This window comes from Deinococcus aetherius (genome assembly GCF_025997855.1).
Taxonomy (GTDB): Bacteria; Deinococcota; Deinococci; order Deinococcales; family Deinococcaceae; genus Deinococcus; species Deinococcus aetherius.
This window is the reverse complement of the sequence record NZ_AP026561.1, coordinates 534,761-551,076: the sequence shown is the minus strand read 5'-3', so window position 1 is coordinate 551,076 and position 16,316 is coordinate 534,761. Positions and strand designations below refer to the sequence as shown.

Here is a 16,316-nt window from a genome sequence, read left to right as displayed (position 1 = left end):
CCCGGAAGGTGTGTTGGCGGCCGGGGGTTCGGCGTGTGCCGGGCCGCGTCCTTCCCGCCCGCCTCCCGCCCCGTCAGGGGTGAGTGTTCAGGCCCTCGATCAGTCCGTCGTACTCACGCAGCACTGTCCGGCAACGCTCGAGGAATTCCTGGAGGTTCCTCGCCGCCTCGCGGGTGGCTTCCGAGACCTGACCCCGCACCCGGTCCATCCGCTCGAGGAGCCGGAGGTCGGCGCGCATCAGTCGGGCGGTGAGGGCGAGGTCGTGGGTGAGCTGGTGACGGCGCGTGCGGGCGAGGTCGGCAGCCTGGGTCATGGTGGCCCGTTCCCCGCCCGGGGGTGACGCGCTTCCCCAACAACAAAGGAGACCCGCGCGGGTCTCCTTCACGCCTCCCGGAGGGTCTCGTCGGCCTCCTCGCCCAGACCTCGCTCACGGCCTGAGTCTGAGCCCGACCTCCTGCGCGATCACGCCCACCTGCACCGGGTTGAGTCCGGTGCGCCGGCAGACCTCCTGCACCCGTTCGCCCCGCTCGAGGAGATGAATCGCGTGCACCGTCTGTTGCCTAGTCGTCATGCCCACCCTCACCCCCGCTCGCCGGGGGTGACCCGGTCCTGCCCCGAAGGACACCGGGACTCCCGGATTCGCTCTCCATCCGACCCTCCCTCGCAACGGCGAAAGCGGGGGCCTGCGAGAGTGGATATGGGGGGCAAAGAAGACGCTGGGACGGGCACGCGGAGGCAGGGCAGATGCCTCTTCCTAGAGGGATTAACGTCTAGGGCTCTGTTTTTAGTCTGTCGGGGCGTAAATCAGCCCTCCCCCGGGGCTGTCTTTAGCCTGTCGGGGGGTGAGGTGCTGATGCTTCGCCTCAGGCACTTCCGTGTCTTTAGCGTGTCGGGGATCTGTCCTGGGTGGTCAGTCTCGAAGAGAGCAGGGGGTTGGGGTGGCTGGCGTGAACTTACTGGGTCATCAAGTGCTCGTCTTCGGAGCGACTTCATGTTACTAGAGAGCGAGCCTGGAGAGGGTGATCCACGCTACGTCTTGACTCACTGGATCACCGGTAAAGAGGACGAAGTTCGGGGGTCTTTGTTGCACTACTTCCACCACTCCGCCCAGAGCACCGGACGGGCCAGAGACGCCTTGATCTTCTGCTCGAGGGTCGCGCGGCGGCGTTCCCCGGCGACGCCCCAGACCACCTCCTTGAAGTCGCGGTCGCTGAACGCTTCCAGCTTCTGCTGCACGGTGGACAGGGTGTAGGAGCCGTTGTCGTACTCGACGGCGACCGGACCGTAGGGACTGTCGTAGACCGCGTCGGGTTCGTTGAAAGGGAGTCTGCCGCGTTTGTCAACCTGCCAGTGGCGGCCCGGCGGGACCCCGAGTTGCTGTCGGAGTTCGGCGGTTCCGGCGAGGTGGGCCAGCTCGTAACTCTCCATCCCGGCGAGCTTCTGGGAGGCCGTGTAGAACCGCGTTTTGACCTCCAGGCCGTATCGTGCGTGGATCGGCCTGACCAGGACCTCGCGGTAGCGGGTCCCGGCCAGATCGTGTTCGTCCGGACCGTAGTGCCGGGTGAGCTGTCCGGTACTGATCACGCCGTCGTGAGAGAGGGCTTCGAGGGCCCGTTCACGTCGTTCTGTGCGCGTCATCTGGAGGATCTCCAACGACAGGTCCGGTATCAGGTGACTGCGCTTCGACTGCGCCTTCTCGGCCATGTACGGAGTGATCCTCGGACCGGTGTCGAGCGGCTTGTCGGCGCTCTCCGGACGGGGGCGGGCGGTCCTCACGACGCTGGTCCGTGCGGTGAACTTCGGCAGCACGTGAACGACCTTGAGCATGGACCGATTCGCCTGCGCGACGCCCTGGCCGCGAGTCGGACTGGGGGTGAGGATGATCACCCAGAAGCGGTGCGTGAGGGCGAGGGATTTGAAGCGGGTGACCACGCTTTTGAGACTGTTGGCGCTGTAGCCGCCGTGGCTGAGTTGACCCCCCACCAGGGCGATTCCGTGTTCGGTCCGCACTTCCTGCAGAAGTCCCGTCCTGTCGTACTGCCGGAGGCCCCGTCCGAGGTTCGGATTCTGGATGAGGTCCCACCCCAGCTGGGCGAGGCTGAGGCGCAGGTAGGCCCAGTCGAGTTGCCGGTTCAGACTCCTCGCTCCCTCCGAGGTTTCGAACGCCGCGCGGCGGCCCTTGACCCCGAGCAGTGTCATGGGACCCATCAGAGTATCCACCTCTACCAGGAGGCCCTCTCGCAGGAATTCCCGGCGGCGTGAGAGGAGGCCTTCGGCCTCCTCGGGTGTCCAGGCTCCATAGTGCACGTACAGGTCGTGGAGGGCCTGTTTCTCCTCGTCGGTCAGGGTGATGGGGGCATGCTTGTTCACTGCGCTTTGACGGCCTTGCTTGCGGTCTTGTCGGTGGTCTTGCCCGCAGTTTTGTCGGCGTTCTTGTTTGTGGTCTTGTCGGTGATTTTGCGGTTGAGGTGCCTGTGGTGGATGCGGGCGAGGCGGGGGATGTCCTCCTCGCTCTGGAGGAGGGAGTCGAACGAGGTGATGGGCTTGCCGGTGACACCCATCCTGTCGTACCGCGACTCCCGGCGCTGTTCCTGGAGCCAGTTCTTCGCGTTCTGGTCCAGACACACGGCGAGTTCGTTCAGGGTGCGGGTGTAGCGCCTTCCCGAGGGGTAGAGATAGCTGATCTCGAAGGCCGGGTCGTTCACTGGGATCGCCTTGATGGTGCCCTTGCGGATGGCGTTCGGTAGCTCCTTGATGGCCCGGGCACGTTCCGCCTCGGGGACGCTCTGCAGCCACGTGCTGAGGCGGATCAGTTCCAGCTTCGTAGACTTGCCCCGGGCTTCCCCGGGTGCGCTCTGGACAGGCGTGGGTGCGGGGGTGTGAGGCTGATCCGGGATGTTCTGGGTGTCGTTCATGGTGTTCTCCCACACCCAGCATGTGCCGCCCGAGGGTTTTGGGACCAGTCCCGCAGGCCGACAGCCACTCGGCCCGCTGGCTCCCTTCAGGAAGAAATGGATGTCCGCCCGACGGCGGAGGTTGGCACGGGGATTGACGAACCTGCCTGAGCCTTCCTTGCCGCAGCGCTTCCGGGTGCCCTGGGAAGGCCGAGAGCAGAGACAGGTCAGCCGATTCCTGTCTTGACAACTGACAGGGTGGCGCTCTTGGTGACGCAATTGGCTCCCCCCATAGAACCTGACGGATCGCGGCGGGTGACCTGGACCCTGGGAGGGTCGAGTGCTGTCGTGCGGCGATGGCCGGCGGCGAGACTGATCTCCGAGGAGAGGCCGTCACGGATGTGCCAGGGATGGCCGGGCCGAATGACGCTTCTCGCTCTTGAGCACCTGCCCATCGCTTCTCGGTATGTTCTCGCTGACGGGTTGGCGGGTCATTTTCGAACTTTGAAGGGACGCCCCGGGTGTGGTAGGAGCCGGCCTCTTCGACCGGACGTTTGACCCCACAACTGACCGTCACTCAGGTTGCCCTGGCCTCCTCACTCGTCGGGTCCTGTGGTGATGGTTCGGCCAGGTGTCTGAGGATCACTCAGGAGAGGCTTTGTGGGTCATAGAGACCAGCCGGAATCATCTGCGGGGACGCTGGGGCCGTCGCAAGGAGCTACTGCTCGGGGACGGGTTCGCGTCCGGTCGACTGCTCCTCTGGTGTGCCTCTGGTCCGGCGGCTGACCCCGGGATCGCGCGTCCCGCCTCGCGGCGATTTTCGCGGCCAGCCTGACCGGGCAGTGCCGATCCCGGAGAGCTGCGACAGTTCGCAAGCTCTGCCGGTCGCGAGGGTGTGCGGCGGTGTGCCCCCGGATGTTGCCGGGGTCCCCACCCGCAGGGTCGGGAGAGGAGTTCGCGACGCCCTGTTCCCGGCTCTCTTGGACGCTGGAGGACCACCCCGGGCTCTGCCCTTCGGTTCGGCGTCGAACGCCCTGTCGCTGGCGCGGCGCGACCGCCTGACCGGAGGCGCATGCGGCGACCGGAGCGGCGGACGTGAACGGCGAGGTAGGCGTTCTGGCCAGCCCACCGAATGGTGTCTGCACCACCTCCAGCGGTCCGGGTTCGGCCTGCTTTTGCAGAGAGCGCTCGGGTTCCTGACCGGGCACGGCACAGCTACCTCCTCGTGCCCCCCGGCCTTACTCGCCCCGGCAGAGCGGGGCTGCCGGAGGACAGCCGCTCGCAGGCGAGTTCGGTCAGGTGTCGCTCCCGGTGCGTGGGAGGAAGGTGTTGTGGGTAGGACTTCCTGCATGGTGCGGACCGTCCGTGGCTGCCGTCGACACCGGAGGCCGGGTGGGAGGTCGGAGGGTGTCCGACCCGACCCGCGGTGGCCCTTGCCCGTCCTGCGGACTGCCGGGACGGCGGCCCTGACTCTAGTCCACGCCAGACTCTCCGGGCGGCGCAGCAAATCGTTGCGTCCCCGTCAGGTTCTGACAGCTCCTCGTCCGCGACGTGTGGCTCATGGGAAGCGCACCGATGACCGGTTGGGGCAGGCGGTGCTGCTCTGCTCCACGGGCGCTCCTGTGGCGCACCCTGCGCCGTCTGGGTGAGGCGCGGTTGGTGGAGGGCGAAGTGGTGGCGGCCGGAGTCGGTGACGTGGTGCCGGAGGTGCTGAACCACCATCGAACCGGTTGACTTGTTGACCACCGGCGAGAGCCGTCGTCTCGGCCTGCTCCCCTCGGTTCGCTCCCCGTCTTCATGCTCCCTGTTCGGTGCGGCGTGGCTCGGCCTGGGAGCGCCCTGCCGGGACGGACTCGAGCACTCCGGAAGCTGGAGGTCCCTGGAGGTCCGGCCTGATTGCGGGGGCCACTGGCAAGGGCTGTGGCCTGCACGTGAGGTCAGGTGCGGTCCGTGGCAACGGCGGTACCCGGCCCCCGCCGGGGGGAACGGTGACAGGATTCCGGTGGCGTCGGGCGAACGGGGCCTGGGTTGTTCGGGCGACCAGGAGCCAGTCGCCGACCATCACGCCCTCCTGCATGGGACCGTCGGGGAGGTTGCGTACCACCGTGCCGACGTCCTCATAGACCCTGGACAGGTCCTGGGGGTGAACCGCGATCACGGTGACCCTAGGGGTGTCGGTGCGCTCGACCCTGCTGTCTCTCGCGCCCAACAGCCCGTCGCCCCACCCCGGCCTCCGGGCTCGCCACCTCCCGGAGGTTCGACTGAAGAGCTCGAGCTTTAGCCCTGTGGAGCGGCACCGGCCCGTCCGAGCCGCAGGGTCCTCTCTGGAAGAGAGACGGTCACCCTCGACAGCACAAAGCGGTCGGCAGTCTCGTGGGCGTCGATCTCGAGATCGCTGATGAAGTTGAACATCACCGTCCCGCCGCCTGGTCCGTGCTGCGTGACCGTGACCATGGCGGCCAGCAAGCGTTTCAGCGTGAAGTACACCTGCTCATCCGTCAGTTGCAGGTCGGGCACCAGGAACGAGGTCGCCGCTCGCAGCTCATCCCCCGTGCATACCACGCGTCCGCGCGGGAGAGGCGTTCGCACGTGCAAGTCGAGCAGCGCCCGCAGCACCACGGCGTCATCCCCGCAGGGCAGGATGTCCACGGACGCCACCCTGACCGTACGGGACCCGCCATCCAGCACCCTCTGGAACGTCCCCTCGCGGGGCGGCACACGACGTTCGGGAATCAAATCGCAAAGGACAAGTCCGCCCTCGACCGTGAGTTCGGGGGCCTCGGCCACTTCAGCATCCGATAGGTGTGTCATGGGCAGCGCTGTCCTTTCGAGTGGAAGGGAGGTGGACCCGGGCGCTCTTGTGGCGGCCTCAGGCGTCGCCGTCCCGGTCCTCACGCTCGTCCTCCACAAACTGCATGGCCACGACGTCACGCGGGTCAGGCAGGGTCAGGCGCCGAAGCCAGGATCGCTCGCGCCAGGTCCTGCGTGGAGGGGGAGGAGCGGGCTTCTCGCGCATTCCCCCCTGCTGGCGTGCGCCGATGACGATCAGGACGAGCAGCACCACGGCGACCCAGCTCATCCCCGAGCCTCCCCCGGCAAGGGGAGCCGGGCGGCCGCAGTCCTGCCCGAGCCCCAGGGCGTGAGGCCGTGGTGGATGGGGTCGGGAGACGGTGACCGGCGGTTCACCTCTATGTTTGCGGACCAGGGATGAGTAGGCCACTCGCCCGCGCCGAACGACGCGCACCCATCCTGATCCAGCCCTTTTTCTGCAGCGAGGCCGGTCACGTTACGGCCCGACCGCCGCCACCTGCCACCCCGTGTTTTTCAGGACCAGCGTGTAGGTCCGCTCGGTGCTGGGTTTGAGGTCCGGCAGACGGAAGACCTGGCGCAGTTCTGCATTCCTCGCCCATCCGAGGTACTGCTGCGTACCCGTTACGGCGACATACGCGACCCTCACCCCGTTGACCTCGGCGGGCGGCGTGAAGTCCTTGACCCGCTGCGCCTTCCAGGTCGCGATGCAACGCACACCGCTGTAGGGCGTCTGGAAATCCCGGGTCCACTTGGGAGTCAGACTGACGGCCCACGCGTCCACCTGCGCCCCGGTGAAAGGATCGGTGGCTTTGCCCCGCTTGATCTCGACGTAGCCATGTTTTTGCAGAACCTTGAATCTCTGGAAATACGACTCCTTTTCCGCAGAGAGCTGGAACTTGGTCGGCAGGTCCTCCACGGGGCTGAAGACGGTGAGACAGATCGGCTGGATGGCGGCTTTGTCGCCCTTGACGACCCTCTCGAAGAGGGCAGCATCGGGAGTGTTCCGGGCGCCGGCGCTGCACGAGGTTAGCAGCAACAGGCAGGGCAGGAGCTGGGTGAATTTCATGCGACCTCCACGGAACAGCGCCCCGCGCGGGGAGTCCCCGCCGGAGGTTCCAAAGCGAGGCAGGCTGGGGGCAAGGCGTAGCAGGAGCCGGGCAACGGTAATTTGGGCAGGTGACGGCAACTCGCTCCCATACTGCACAATATATCAGGCCATAAGGCATGGCGTCGCATCGAAAGAGGTGTAGGAAGAGCGTGGCGAGATGCCGCCACGCAAGCGTCAGGCCCGTCCCGAACACCTCGCCTTTCAGGTCGCGTTGGGCGAACTGATCCGTGCCGGGCGCAAGCCTTCGTACAATCAGGACGACTTCGCCGACCGGGTGGGCGTGTACCGCAGCCACATGGGGCTCATCGAACAGGGCAAGCTCGACTTGCGCCTGTCTACCCTGCTCGCCGTGGCCGAGGCCCTCGATCTGCCCCTCTCCACGCTCATTGGTCAAGTCGAGGCCCGGCTGGCGGGGGATGACCCCTCCCCTACTCCTCTCCCACCAGATCGTGGGTGAAGGTCAGGGGTTCCCGGGTCTGCCGGTTGTACCCGAGGGCTCGGGCGCTGAGCACGCCCAGGTCCCACCCCACGGTCAGGAGAACGTGCTCCTCGTTGAAAAGATCGGTGTCGAGCCCTTCGTGGAGCCACTCCAGGTCCCGCTCGAGGGGGGCTAGTTGGCTGTCGGGGTACATCAGCCAGTTGCCGACCCAACTCAGCTTGCCCGGATAGGCGGCCTCCAGGGCGCCGCTCCAGCCCAGGATGAAGCGCTCGTCGAGGGCGAGGGGCTGCTGGCGGAGGCCTAGGTCGCCACAGGTGTACCCGGCCGGGGTGGCGAACTGGATGGAAAGGTCACCCTCGCTCTGAAACCCAAACAGGGCGCCCCCCCGGTAGGCCCCGGAGGCGTAGAGCCCCTCGGTGAGGAAGACCTTGGCTTGGAAGCTGAGGGTCACCTGTTCGATGGGCTGGGCCTCCGCATCGCTGCGGGGGCGGTGGGCGCCTGGGAGACCTAGGAAGCGGCTCTCGGCCCGGGAGAGGTCACGCATGGTGCCCCTCGGCAGCGCGCTCTGCGTGCTGGTCGGTGTTATCCTGCATCTGATCCTCCTCAACAGGTTTGGATTCTGAAGGGGCCGTAGTTTCCAGGCTCCTGCCCCTTCAGGTCTATGATATTATCACTACAGCTAACTATGTGTATAGGGGATAGCCTGCGGGGGCTGCGGAAGAGGCTGTTTCAGGCAGAATGGCGCTATGTCTGCCCTTCGCTGGCGCCTCGCCGACTACCTAGAGGCGCGCAACCTCACCGCGTATGCCTTGGGTAAAGCGATGGGAACCAGCTACATGAACACTGTCTACCGAATGACGAGGCGTGGACAAGAGCCTACACGCATTGATCTACCCACGTTGTTAAGTGTGCTCGACGGTCTGCGCAAGCTCACTGGCGAGGATGTCCAGCTCACAGATGTCCTCGAGTACGTGCCAGATTGAAGGGGGCAGGATTGTTGGGACGCTTCGGCCCTCGCTTTTTAAGCCTCGCCGCTGCGGACTCCTCCCCAAGCAAGGCCACCACAACACGCCTCGGTCCAGCAGGCGCCGTGGGAAGAGGCCCTGTAAAATGTCGTGCCCGATGCGGCACGGAACCTCTTTCCCATGAGTGACCAGGAACGGATCAAAGTCGGCCAGCACATCCAGGAAGTGGAAGGGCTGCGCCCGGGTGCGGTTCGCCGAACCGTCCTTCGAGGAGCCCAACTCGCCGGGCTGGATCAGTACCTTGCTCGGGCCCCATTGAAATCGGTGCGGGTGAGCGGCGAGCTCCGCGATGACGGCGGCCACTTCACCGGGGACCACATCTGCGGGACCATCCGTATCTCTGCGCGAAGGGTGCAGGGCGAGGACTACGGGATCCCCTTCAGATGGGGCGAGGTCGCCACCGTGGCGACTTCAGCGACCACCCCGGAACAGGCCATGCAGCGGACCTTTGTGCATGAGCTGGGTCACTGCCTCCTCTACCGCCTGATGGAGCAGGAGGGCCGGGAGGCGGTCAAGGCGCTGATCAAGCCGGTGTTCCGTGAAGCCGTGGACATGAGCCGAACAGTCAGTGAACGGGCCGAGGAGAACTGGCACGAGTACTTCTGTGAAACGTTCAGCGCCTCGGTCTACCACCACCGGGAACTCACGAGCCGCGACCCCGTAGGTTATAGGATGGTGCAACAGGCGCGGGCCCTGTTGGAGGTGGATCATGGCGATTCTTGAACGCAACAAGGTAGACACGCGCGCGATGCGCGAGCTGGCCGATCGCGTGGATGCCATGATCGCTGCCGGTCAGTGGGACGAAGCGGCATGGAACGCGGCGCTGGATGAGGCGACCACCTATGCGAACGGCGTGAGTGGTGCGCGGGACTGGCTGCTCTCCGAGGCTGAGCTGGAGTGGGTGGATCGGCGCATCACCACCCCCCCCTCTCCCTATGCCTGAACGGGCACTCCTCGCCCCCTCAGAACCAACCGTTCGAACTTCACCGTATCCGGCTCGAGCTTTCAGGCCCCTGTCCCCCACCTGGGGCTGGCCTGCTCCCCGAACGGGGAGTGAAGCGGACCGTTTTGAACGCTCGAACTTGGTGGGTCTAGCTCGCATGGCAGCGGGTGCCGACATCTCGCGGAAGACCATCTTTAGGTCGTAAAGTAGGCCGACTAACCCTCCCGGCACGTTCTCTACATCGTCTCGCCGACCTCCTCAAGACCTGTTGCGCAGTAGAGGTGAGGGCGGGTAAGTTCGGGGGTGTTGCGGCTGGAGAAGCTGAAGTCCCGAGCGCGTTCCTTCGAGCGGCTGGTGGGGCTGACTCCTGTAGAGTTCGATCAGCTCCTCATCGAACTGGAGCCGTTGTGGGAGCAGGCTCACCGCCGCTCCCTGCTGCGCGCCGGACGGGCAAGGCGCATCGGAGCGGGCAACACCTTCAAGCTGGACCTGAGCCAGCGGCTGCTGGTCACGCTGCTTTATCTACGCCAGTACTTCACGATGCACGTCCTGGGCATCCTGTTTGACCTGGACGCGGCGAACGTCTGCCGGAACATCCACGGCTTGCTGCCCGTCCTGGAGCAGGCGTTGCCTGCTCCCCTGCGTCCCCGGACACTTCAGGCTAAGCCGGACGAGGCCCCCGGCAAAGAGGCCAAGAAGCCGAGAAGGATACGCTCGCTCGACGAATTTTTGGAGGTGTTCCCCGAGCTGACCGACGTCGTGGTGGATGGCACCGAGCAGCCCCGAGGCCAGCCGAAGGTGAAGAAGGGGCAGAAGCTGGGCAAGCAGGCGGTGGGGCGACCCAGGGACAAGAAGCGCTTCTCCAGCGTCAAGCAGGGCACCCACACCTTGAAGACCCAGGTCACGGTGACGCCCGAGGGGCAGATTGTCCACCTCAGTGCGACCGCCAGCCGCCCTGCCCACGACATGAAAGTGCTGCGGCGTTCCCGCTTGATGACCCGGCTGCCTCGACATGTCCGCGTCTGGGGGGACCGAGGCTATACCGGGCTGGAGAAGGTCTACCCCGACTGGGAGACCATCGTGCCGACCAAGCGCCCGAAGAACGGCGAATTGAGCGAGGAGCAACGTGAACTGAACCGGCTGATCTCGAAAGTGCGCATCACGGTAGAGAACGTGATGAACCGAATCAAGAAGTTCCGCGCCTGCCAGGCGTTCTTCAGGAACCAGCCCTCACGGCATGGCGTGATCTGGGGCTGTGTCGCTGGACTCGTCAATCTCCGCTGGCAACGCCGACTCCACCTCTCCACGCTCTGAAGCCAGGGGCAGGGCAGCGGGGCGACGGTTCACGTCGCCCCGCTGCCCCTTCAGCTACTGCGCAACAAGTCTTCAGAAGCGACGGAGAAGAAGGTGCGGTCGCCCCGCTCGATGCGAGCCAGGGTCAGCGTGTCGTGCGGCCAGTTGTGCAACTCCAGCCAGGCCCCATGCTCACAGTCGGCAACTGTGACTGCACCGGGATGCAGGGTGCGTCGCGTGGCTCGAACACCGACCACGAACTCGAAGCTCAGGGCGCGCACCCGGTCGAGGAAGACAGCGGCTTCGAAGCCGCTGTCCGCCAGTACGCAGACTTGAAATCGTCGGCGAATGTCGTCGGGGACCTCCTCCAGCAGCTCCAGGGCCAGGGAGACGGGTGTGGCGGTTCCTTTTCCCCGGTAGACCCGGTAGGCAATGGGGAACTTGAACGCCCGATACTCGGCGAACAGGACGACCAGATGAATGCCGTAAACCTCGTTGTAGACCCGCACGAAGGGGAGCTGCTGCCCCATCTTCTCTAGGCTGGTCAGGTCAATGCTCAGCCGCAAGCGAGCCCGACGCTGCCGTCGGGCCGCCAGCAGGAGAGCATCCCATTGAGCCCGGTTCAGCAGCCGCCAACAGGCAGCCGTGTCCCAGTCGTACTCGTTCAGGAAGCGGCTCAGAGCACTTTTGCTGACCGTGACCGCTCGGTGGAGGGCCGTTTTGGTCGCGGTGTCGAGAAACAGGTGCAGCGCAGCTCGCAGGCTGCGCTGCTGATAAACAGTGGTGGGGATAGCTAGGAGCTGATCTGTCAGAATGCGAACGCGCTCCCCCAGAATCTGAGACTTTGACACTCCCAGATTTTCTCGGCTGGGAGCGCTTTATCGCTACTTATGCAGATGCAACTCCTAAGTGGATGATGCAAGCCTAGGGACACAGGAGGGCGGTTGGAGCTGCACCCACGATGAAACGTCACCACAGAAAAATGCGGTCCCACATTGAGTCAGGACCGCATTTTTACCTTGACTTACTGGCAGGCGACCGCAGCTCCGTCCCTGGTATTGCTGCTGCAAGTAAACGACGTGTTTAATATTTTCGTAGGTGCTGAAGTAGTAGTAAAGTTGTTGCTTATCACCTGCGTTCCTGTGCTTGTTGCACTGTCGCTGTAAATACCAATGTTAGAGTTTGTGAACGTGTTCCCCTGGAACAGAGTGTTTTTCACGCCGATTAACAAGATCGTGGTCGTCCAGTCCCCATCCTTGATAGTATTTGAGAGGAACTTATTATTTAACGAGTTGTTCTGTATAACGATGGCATACTCCTTCGAGCCGGTGAAGGAGTTGTTTTGCACAGTACTGTTAGTAGCGGCGATTCTAAGCGAAGTGTAACTGTTTCCTACCGTATTATTATCAATGGTAATATTGTCCGGCACAGCATAGCCCTGGTATCCCTCCAGCGTAATGCCATCCTCATATTTCCCAGGGGGAAGAGCGGTCGTGCTCTTGCCATAGACGCCGTAACACGTGTTTCCAACGAGACGTCCAGTTTGGACGCCAACGAACTTGAAGCAGGAGCCGGGTGGATCTGCATTAACGCCACCACTCACTGTGTTGGACTCCATAACACCGTTGCTCACAATTCCTACTGTATAGCCACGATCAATCAATGGCATAATTTTTATCCCATCAAGTCGAAAACCTTTCACCGTGTTCCTGCGGTAAGTCACGTTGTTCGTGGCCTCAGTCTTGGTCGCCGTGTTAGCGATATCACTAACATCGTTTCCCTCGAGCAGCCAGTCACTACCACCAGTGCCCATAATACCGATGCCGCGCGTATTCGCCGTGATCGAGGGGGAGAGCAGGCCCTTCACCGTGTTGTTTTTAACGGTGATAAAAGTTGAGTCCCCACCCCAAATACCGTGAGCACCCATGTGGAAGACGTTACTGTTCTGAATAGTGGTCCTGGTCGTAGATTGAAGTGAAATTCCTATTCCCGAGATATCACTTGCGGTGACCCCGTCAATCGTGACGTCCTGACCATTGTTCACGAGCAGGGCATCTTGCCAGTTGGTCGCAAGGATGTTATTTGCATGCTTGCCTACGAAGGTCAAACCGCTGATTGCGACTGTCGTTGGGGAGTTGAACACGAACAAGCCTGGAGTGTCGGGGGTAGTGGACTTAGCGACGATTTTGGCGCCTGGAGCCCCCGAAATCGTCACACCCGTGAGTGCAGTGAACGTAATTTGGTTCGAAATATCGTATTGTCCGGCGGGGAAGTAGAGACTTTTCTTGCTGTCAGCCGCCGCTTGCAGCTTCATGGTGTCGTCGATTCCGTCATCCGGCTTGACGCCAAGGGTCGTGACGTCGGTGCCGGTTGGTGTTGCGCCGGTGGGTTTAAGAACCCACCGTTGTGCGCAGGTGTTGTTGTCGTTGTAAAGCTGGAGCGGTGTACCGTTGTTGAGCAGTCCGCCCCGCAGGTCCAGCCGCATGGTCGAGGCGTGCCGGGGTGACACTTCATAGGTTCCGTTTCCTACGTCCTCGAACTTCCATTGCTGCTGGGGGGCACCTACATAGGTCCACTGCTGCACCGGACTCTGGTTGGCTGTTCCCGCATCTGCCACTTCCAGGGCCAGGCCGCTGTGCTTGGCAAGAACTTTGAAGTACCCACTGTCGGTCGCTTGCAGGGTCCACTGCTGGTTGTTCCCCGAGTTGTAATCCCACAGGGCCACGGCGCCTCCGTCAGCCAGAGAAGCGTTAGTGACGTCGAGACCTTTTTCGGCGGTCGAGCAGGTGGTGAGAATCGCGTAGGTCTGTCCACCGGTCGGCACGGCGAGTGGAGTGAGTGCCGGACGGGAGGTTGCGCTAGGTTCGGGGGTCGCAGTGTGACCACACGCAGCCAGCATGAGGGGAAGACTCAGGGCCACCACCGGACGAGGAACACCTGGGATGCGCGACATCAGTTCTCCTTGTTCAATGCTTGAGGGGAGCGAAGGGGAGGGTGGAGTGACCCTAAGCACCTGCTGAGTGGCGGTTTCGAAGTGAGGATGGATGGTTCCTCATGGACCCCGCCCGGTAAAGGGAAATAACACACGACGCGCAGCGGTCACAGCCCTTGATGCCTCACCACCAATGAACGTAAATTCACACGGTGATGGTGAAGCCCGCCTCGGTGGTGAGGACCGTGAGGTGGAGATGTGGAGACCCAGTTATGGTACATAAGCGAGGTTAGCCCAGGGATGACATCTCTCACCCTCAAGTGTGACAGATGTCATCCCTGGGCAATTCCTGAATAATGGATTAAACTTCCAAGAGCTCAGATGTCGAGCATGTGCCAAAGACCCCAATAATAGAGGGTAGCCTGGGCGCGGTTGTCGAGGCCTAGCTTCTTGAAGATGCGGCTGAGGCTGTTGCGAATGGTGCCCTCGCTCAAGGTAAGTTCCCGGGCGATGCGTCTGGTATCCCATCCCTGGGCACTGTGACGCAGCAACAGGCGTTCTATGGGGGTCAGTGGACTGTCGTGCCGGGGAGTGTGGCGGAAGGACTCGCATGCCGCGCGGCTGAGTGCGCTTGCCAGGTCCTCGATGGTGTGCCCCCCAGACAGCAGGGCGCGCGGCCGCATGGACCACAGGTCCTCCCAGTACTCCGGGCAGGGGTTGTCGGTTACGACAATCCAGGTGCTGGGGTCCGAGTGTGAGAGCGTGTGTAAAGCGATACCCCAAGGTCCATCTACCAGCAGACCGATGGGGGCAGGGTCGCAGGGCGCCCACCCATATCCCCGCAGGCTGCGCGCAATTTCAGCGGTGAGAGCTGGGATGCCGCAATGCAGTCGGTAGCGACCTGGGACCACCGGGGACGTCGCTTGAGAAGATGAGGTCATACCCTGCTCGGTGTAACATGTGCGTTGTGAGTCAAGTGTTACCGGGCGTGCTCCTTGAAGACCCGGCGCATGTCGAGCGCGCGGCGGTCCAGTTCCAGCGGCTCGCGCGACACCTCGCCCAGCAGGTCCACAGCCCTCTGGACGTCCCGCTCGTGCCCGATCACGCTCACTACGTCTCCCGACGTGAGTGGCGTGCTCCGGGTGCGTGACGAGCACGCTGTGGTGGACGAGGGGTTCCGCCGAACAGGACCGCTCAACCTTCCAGACGCGGCGGAGCGTGTAGATCGCCAGCAGCATCCCGACGACTCCCACCGGGTACCCGACCATCGACTCGGCCAGGGCCGCCTCCGGCACGCCCCGCGCCCTCAGGGTCTCGACCACGCCCGCCAGCGCCGGGGTGTTGGTGAACGCGCCCGTGAAGAGCCCAGCGGTCAGCGTCCCGGGTAGCCCCAGCCGATTTTGGCAACTTAACGCCGGTAGGGTGGTGAGCTGTGACTGACCGGAAGCCCTACCGCCACCGTTTTCCCCTCAGCGTCGTCGGCTACGCCCTCCGGCTCTATCACCGCTTCCTCCTCAACTAGTGGATAACCACAGACATAGCTAGGCCTAATTTTGGGACGGATATTGGCGGCTTAATTTCACTCGTGCCTTGTCTGTATTGAATTGCCAGCTCACCTTAACTGACCGAGCATTTCGATCCGCTTCCCAGGCTTTGACTTCATTGTTGAGTTCCTCAAAGGTTGCCAACCGTCGTCTCAAGCACTGTCGCTCCAAAACTGACCATTCCATTTCCGCCATGTTCAACCAGGAAGCGTGCTTCGGCGTGTAGACCCATTCAAACCGCCTCTTCAAGGCGTTTGCTTCGTCGGGCGGGAGGTGCTGGTACAACGAGGACGGCGTGTGCGTGGACAGTTGGTCCAGCACCAGGCGAATTGTCTTCGCCTCGGGGTAGCGCAAGTGGAGAGCCTGCATTTGTGCCACGAACTCCTCGCTGCTGCGACGTTCGGTCACGGTGACTGTCCGCTGCCCGGTCAAGGGTTCAAAAGCAATGAAGAGATTGGCCGTTCCACAACGCCTGTACTCGTAGTCCACCCGTGCCGGGTGTCCCGGCACGGGTGGAAGCGGTTCAGTGATGTGCGCCAACAATTGATAGGACTTCTCGTCGAAGCAGACCACGGGGTACAGTGGATCATACGGCTCAGCGTACGTGTCCAGCACCTCTTCCATGCGCCAGACGAAATCAGCGCCGACTTTGGCGATGCACCAACTCTGGACTTGCCAGGGCTTCAAGTCGTTTTTTTCAGTGTTCGCCGGATCGTCTCATCACTGATGCTTTCCACTACGCCCAGCGTCACCAAACGATCTGCAAGGAGTTGCATGGTCCACTTGGCTTGCCCATCTGGACCTCCTGAACAGGCTTCTGCAATCAGGATTGCTGTCTCCTTAGGACCCAGTTTTGACGGCGGTTTCGGACGAGCCTTCTCGTACAAGGCGGCTTGCAGCCCACCTTGGGTGTATTTCTTCCGAATGCTGGCGACCGTCAAATGACTGATGTCCAGCCGCTCGGCCACGTCATCATCCTTCAACTGTTGGTCAGCCAGAAGCAAGAGACGTGCGCGGGTCATGACCCGCGCACTGATCACGCCCTTTCGCGTCATGTCGGTAAGTTGACGACGCTCCTCATCGCTGAGCGTCACGACAAACTGCTTCCGCCGTCCCATACCCTCATCTTAGACCTTCTCTTGTCCGTGGTCGACCACTAGCGTGAGGTGCAGGAACTGCTCCACGAGCGCGGCATCGTGGTCAGCCATGAGACCTTGCGACAGTGGAACATCCCATTCGCGCCGCTCCTCACCGAGGAACTGCGCCACCGAGAACCCCGCTCGGGTTCTCGGTGGCCTCTGGACGAGGTGTGGATACTGTCGGCCAA

General features: G+C 63.0%; 18 protein-coding genes and 4 pseudogenes. 7 read left to right on the top strand and 15 right to left on the bottom strand.

The window, feature by feature from the left end; all coding sequences use genetic code 11:
- Nucleotides 1–73: 73 nt before the first annotated feature.
- From DAETH_RS18730 to DAETH_RS18700, 7 genes are all read right to left on the bottom strand, one after another.
- The gene (locus tag DAETH_RS18730) at nt 74–313 is read right to left on the bottom strand and encodes a hypothetical protein (RefSeq protein ID WP_264777615.1); all 240 of its coding nucleotides are present in this window, start codon (nt 311–313) and stop codon (nt 74–76) included.
- 114 nt (nt 314–427) lie between these two features.
- A complete protein-coding gene (locus DAETH_RS18725; RefSeq protein ID WP_264777614.1) occupies nt 428–571 on the bottom strand; it encodes a hypothetical protein in 144 nt (47 codons plus the stop codon).
- Between the two features lie 518 nt (nt 572–1,089).
- On the bottom strand, nt 1,090–2,370 hold the full coding sequence (locus DAETH_RS18720; RefSeq protein ID WP_264777613.1) for a hypothetical protein: 1,281 nt from the start codon (nt 2,368–2,370) through the stop codon (nt 1,090–1,092).
- Nucleotides 2,367–2,915 (bottom strand): hypothetical protein, encoded by a 549-nt coding sequence (locus DAETH_RS18715; RefSeq protein ID WP_264777612.1) that lies wholly within the window; start codon nt 2,913–2,915, stop codon nt 2,367–2,369. Before DAETH_RS18715 ends, DAETH_RS18720 begins: the two co-directional genes overlap by 4 nt.
- A 2,256-nt stretch (nt 2,916–5,171) precedes the next feature.
- The gene (locus DAETH_RS18710; RefSeq protein ID WP_264777611.1) at nt 5,172–5,705 is read right to left on the bottom strand and encodes a hypothetical protein; all 534 of its coding nucleotides are present in this window, start codon (nt 5,703–5,705) and stop codon (nt 5,172–5,174) included.
- A 58-nt stretch (nt 5,706–5,763) separates the two neighbouring features.
- Complete coding sequence (locus tag DAETH_RS18705) at nt 5,764–5,973, bottom strand: hypothetical protein (RefSeq protein WP_264777610.1); 210 nt, start codon at nt 5,971–5,973, stop codon at nt 5,764–5,766.
- A 207-nt stretch (nt 5,974–6,180) separates the two neighbouring features.
- Nucleotides 6,181–6,771, bottom strand: a complete 591-nt coding sequence (locus DAETH_RS18700) for a hypothetical protein (protein WP_264777609.1) — start codon at nt 6,769–6,771, stop codon at nt 6,181–6,183.
- A 199-nt stretch (nt 6,772–6,970) separates the two neighbouring features.
- Between DAETH_RS18700 and DAETH_RS18695 the strand changes: the two genes are divergently transcribed.
- Entirely contained in the window at nt 6,971–7,270 is a 300-nt protein-coding gene (locus DAETH_RS18695; protein ID WP_264777608.1) for a helix-turn-helix domain-containing protein, read from the top strand.
- Here DAETH_RS18695 and DAETH_RS18690 read toward each other — a convergent pair.
- The gene (locus tag DAETH_RS18690; RefSeq protein ID WP_264777607.1) at nt 7,242–7,796 is read right to left on the bottom strand and encodes a hypothetical protein; all 555 of its coding nucleotides are present in this window, start codon (nt 7,794–7,796) and stop codon (nt 7,242–7,244) included. The two genes, DAETH_RS18695 and DAETH_RS18690, sit on opposite strands and share 29 nt — an antisense overlap.
- Nucleotides 7,797–7,998: 202 nt before the next feature.
- On the opposite strand from DAETH_RS18690, the gene DAETH_RS18685 reads away from it, so the two are divergent.
- From DAETH_RS18685 to DAETH_RS18670, 4 genes are all read left to right on the top strand, one after another.
- A complete protein-coding gene (locus tag DAETH_RS18685; RefSeq protein ID WP_264777606.1) occupies nt 7,999–8,235 on the top strand; it encodes a helix-turn-helix domain-containing protein in 237 nt (78 codons plus the stop codon).
- 162 nt (nt 8,236–8,397) lie between these two features.
- A complete protein-coding gene (locus DAETH_RS18680) occupies nt 8,398–9,000 on the top strand; it encodes a hypothetical protein (RefSeq protein WP_264777605.1) in 603 nt (200 codons plus the stop codon).
- Entirely contained in the window at nt 8,987–9,220 is a 234-nt protein-coding gene (locus DAETH_RS18675; RefSeq protein WP_264777604.1) for a hypothetical protein, read from the top strand. Before DAETH_RS18680 ends, DAETH_RS18675 begins: the two co-directional genes overlap by 14 nt.
- 306 nt (nt 9,221–9,526) lie before the next feature.
- Nucleotides 9,527–10,534 (top strand): transposase, encoded by a 1,008-nt coding sequence (locus tag DAETH_RS18670; protein ID WP_264778068.1) that lies wholly within the window; start codon nt 9,527–9,529, stop codon nt 10,532–10,534.
- Between the two features lie 71 nt (nt 10,535–10,605).
- Here the strand turns inward: DAETH_RS18670 and DAETH_RS18665 are convergent.
- The 5 genes and pseudogenes from DAETH_RS18665 to DAETH_RS24700 all read right to left on the bottom strand — a co-directional run.
- Nucleotides 10,606–11,364 (bottom strand): annotated as a pseudogene (locus DAETH_RS18665) (transposase); the annotation flags it as partial.
- A gap of 173 nt (nt 11,365–11,537) precedes the next feature.
- The gene (locus DAETH_RS18660) at nt 11,538–13,466 is read right to left on the bottom strand and encodes an RICIN domain-containing protein (protein ID WP_264777603.1); all 1,929 of its coding nucleotides are present in this window, start codon (nt 13,464–13,466) and stop codon (nt 11,538–11,540) included.
- 356 nt (nt 13,467–13,822) lie between these two features.
- A complete protein-coding gene (locus DAETH_RS24705) occupies nt 13,823–14,128 on the bottom strand; it encodes a response regulator transcription factor (protein ID WP_344870168.1) in 306 nt (101 codons plus the stop codon).
- A 296-nt stretch (nt 14,129–14,424) separates the two neighbouring features.
- Nucleotides 14,425–14,556, bottom strand: coding sequence for a hypothetical protein (locus DAETH_RS18650; RefSeq protein ID WP_264777601.1), 132 nt, complete (start codon nt 14,554–14,556; stop codon nt 14,425–14,427).
- A 118-nt stretch (nt 14,557–14,674) separates the two neighbouring features.
- Nucleotides 14,675–14,839, bottom strand: a pseudogene (locus DAETH_RS24700) (aspartate-alanine antiporter-like transporter); the annotation flags it as partial.
- Between the two features lie 38 nt (nt 14,840–14,877).
- Between DAETH_RS24700 and DAETH_RS18645 the strand changes: the two are divergent.
- A pseudogene (locus tag DAETH_RS18645) lies at nt 14,878–14,964 on the top strand (IS6 family transposase); the annotation flags it as partial.
- Nucleotides 14,965–14,992: 28 nt separating this feature from the next.
- Here DAETH_RS18645 and DAETH_RS24695 read toward each other — a convergent pair.
- Nucleotides 14,993–15,676, bottom strand: coding sequence for an IS630 family transposase (locus DAETH_RS24695; RefSeq protein ID WP_406585115.1), 684 nt, complete (start codon nt 15,674–15,676; stop codon nt 14,993–14,995).
- Nucleotides 15,673–16,107 (bottom strand): helix-turn-helix domain-containing protein, encoded by a 435-nt coding sequence (locus DAETH_RS24690; RefSeq protein WP_406585089.1) that lies wholly within the window; start codon nt 16,105–16,107, stop codon nt 15,673–15,675. Before DAETH_RS24690 ends, DAETH_RS24695 begins: the two co-directional genes overlap by 4 nt.
- Before the next feature lie 42 nt (nt 16,108–16,149).
- On the opposite strand from DAETH_RS24690, the pseudogene DAETH_RS18635 reads away from it, so the two are divergent.
- Nucleotides 16,150–16,305: pseudogene (locus tag DAETH_RS18635) on the top strand (IS6 family transposase); the annotation flags it as partial.
- Between the last annotated feature and the right edge of the window lie 11 nt (nt 16,306–16,316).

What these genes read in the sequence shown, in the direction of transcription:
- DAETH_RS18730 (WP_264777615.1), bottom strand. Translation starts at nt 313, where the DNA reads ATGACCCAGGCTGCCGACCTCGCCCGCACGCGCCGTCACCAGCTCACC.
- DAETH_RS18725 (WP_264777614.1), bottom strand. Translation starts at nt 571, where the DNA reads ATGACGACTAGGCAACAGACGGTGCACGCGATTCATCTCCTCGAGCGG.
- DAETH_RS18715 (WP_264777612.1), bottom strand. Translation starts at nt 2,915, where the DNA reads ATGAACGACACCCAGAACATCCCGGATCAGCCTCACACCCCCGCACCC.
- DAETH_RS18710 (WP_264777611.1), bottom strand. Translation starts at nt 5,705, where the DNA reads ATGACACACCTATCGGATGCTGAAGTGGCCGAGGCCCCCGAACTCACG.
- DAETH_RS18705 (WP_264777610.1), bottom strand. Translation starts at nt 5,973, where the DNA reads ATGAGCTGGGTCGCCGTGGTGCTGCTCGTCCTGATCGTCATCGGCGCA.
- DAETH_RS18700 (WP_264777609.1), bottom strand. Translation starts at nt 6,771, where the DNA reads ATGAAATTCACCCAGCTCCTGCCCTGCCTGTTGCTGCTAACCTCGTGC.
- DAETH_RS18695 (WP_264777608.1), top strand. Translation starts at nt 6,971, where the DNA reads ATGCCGCCACGCAAGCGTCAGGCCCGTCCCGAACACCTCGCCTTTCAG.
- DAETH_RS18690 (WP_264777607.1), bottom strand. Translation starts at nt 7,796, where the DNA reads ATGCGTGACCTCTCCCGGGCCGAGAGCCGCTTCCTAGGTCTCCCAGGC.
- DAETH_RS18685 (WP_264777606.1), top strand. Translation starts at nt 7,999, where the DNA reads ATGTCTGCCCTTCGCTGGCGCCTCGCCGACTACCTAGAGGCGCGCAAC.
- DAETH_RS18680 (WP_264777605.1), top strand. Translation starts at nt 8,398, where the DNA reads ATGAGTGACCAGGAACGGATCAAAGTCGGCCAGCACATCCAGGAAGTG.
- DAETH_RS18675 (WP_264777604.1), top strand. Translation starts at nt 8,987, where the DNA reads ATGGCGATTCTTGAACGCAACAAGGTAGACACGCGCGCGATGCGCGAG.
- DAETH_RS18660 (WP_264777603.1), bottom strand. Translation starts at nt 13,466, where the DNA reads ATGTCGCGCATCCCAGGTGTTCCTCGTCCGGTGGTGGCCCTGAGTCTT.
- DAETH_RS24705 (WP_344870168.1), bottom strand. Translation starts at nt 14,128, where the DNA reads ATGCGGCCGCGCGCCCTGCTGTCTGGGGGGCACACCATCGAGGACCTG.
- DAETH_RS24690 (WP_406585089.1), bottom strand. Translation starts at nt 16,107, where the DNA reads ATGGGACGGCGGAAGCAGTTTGTCGTGACGCTCAGCGATGAGGAGCGT.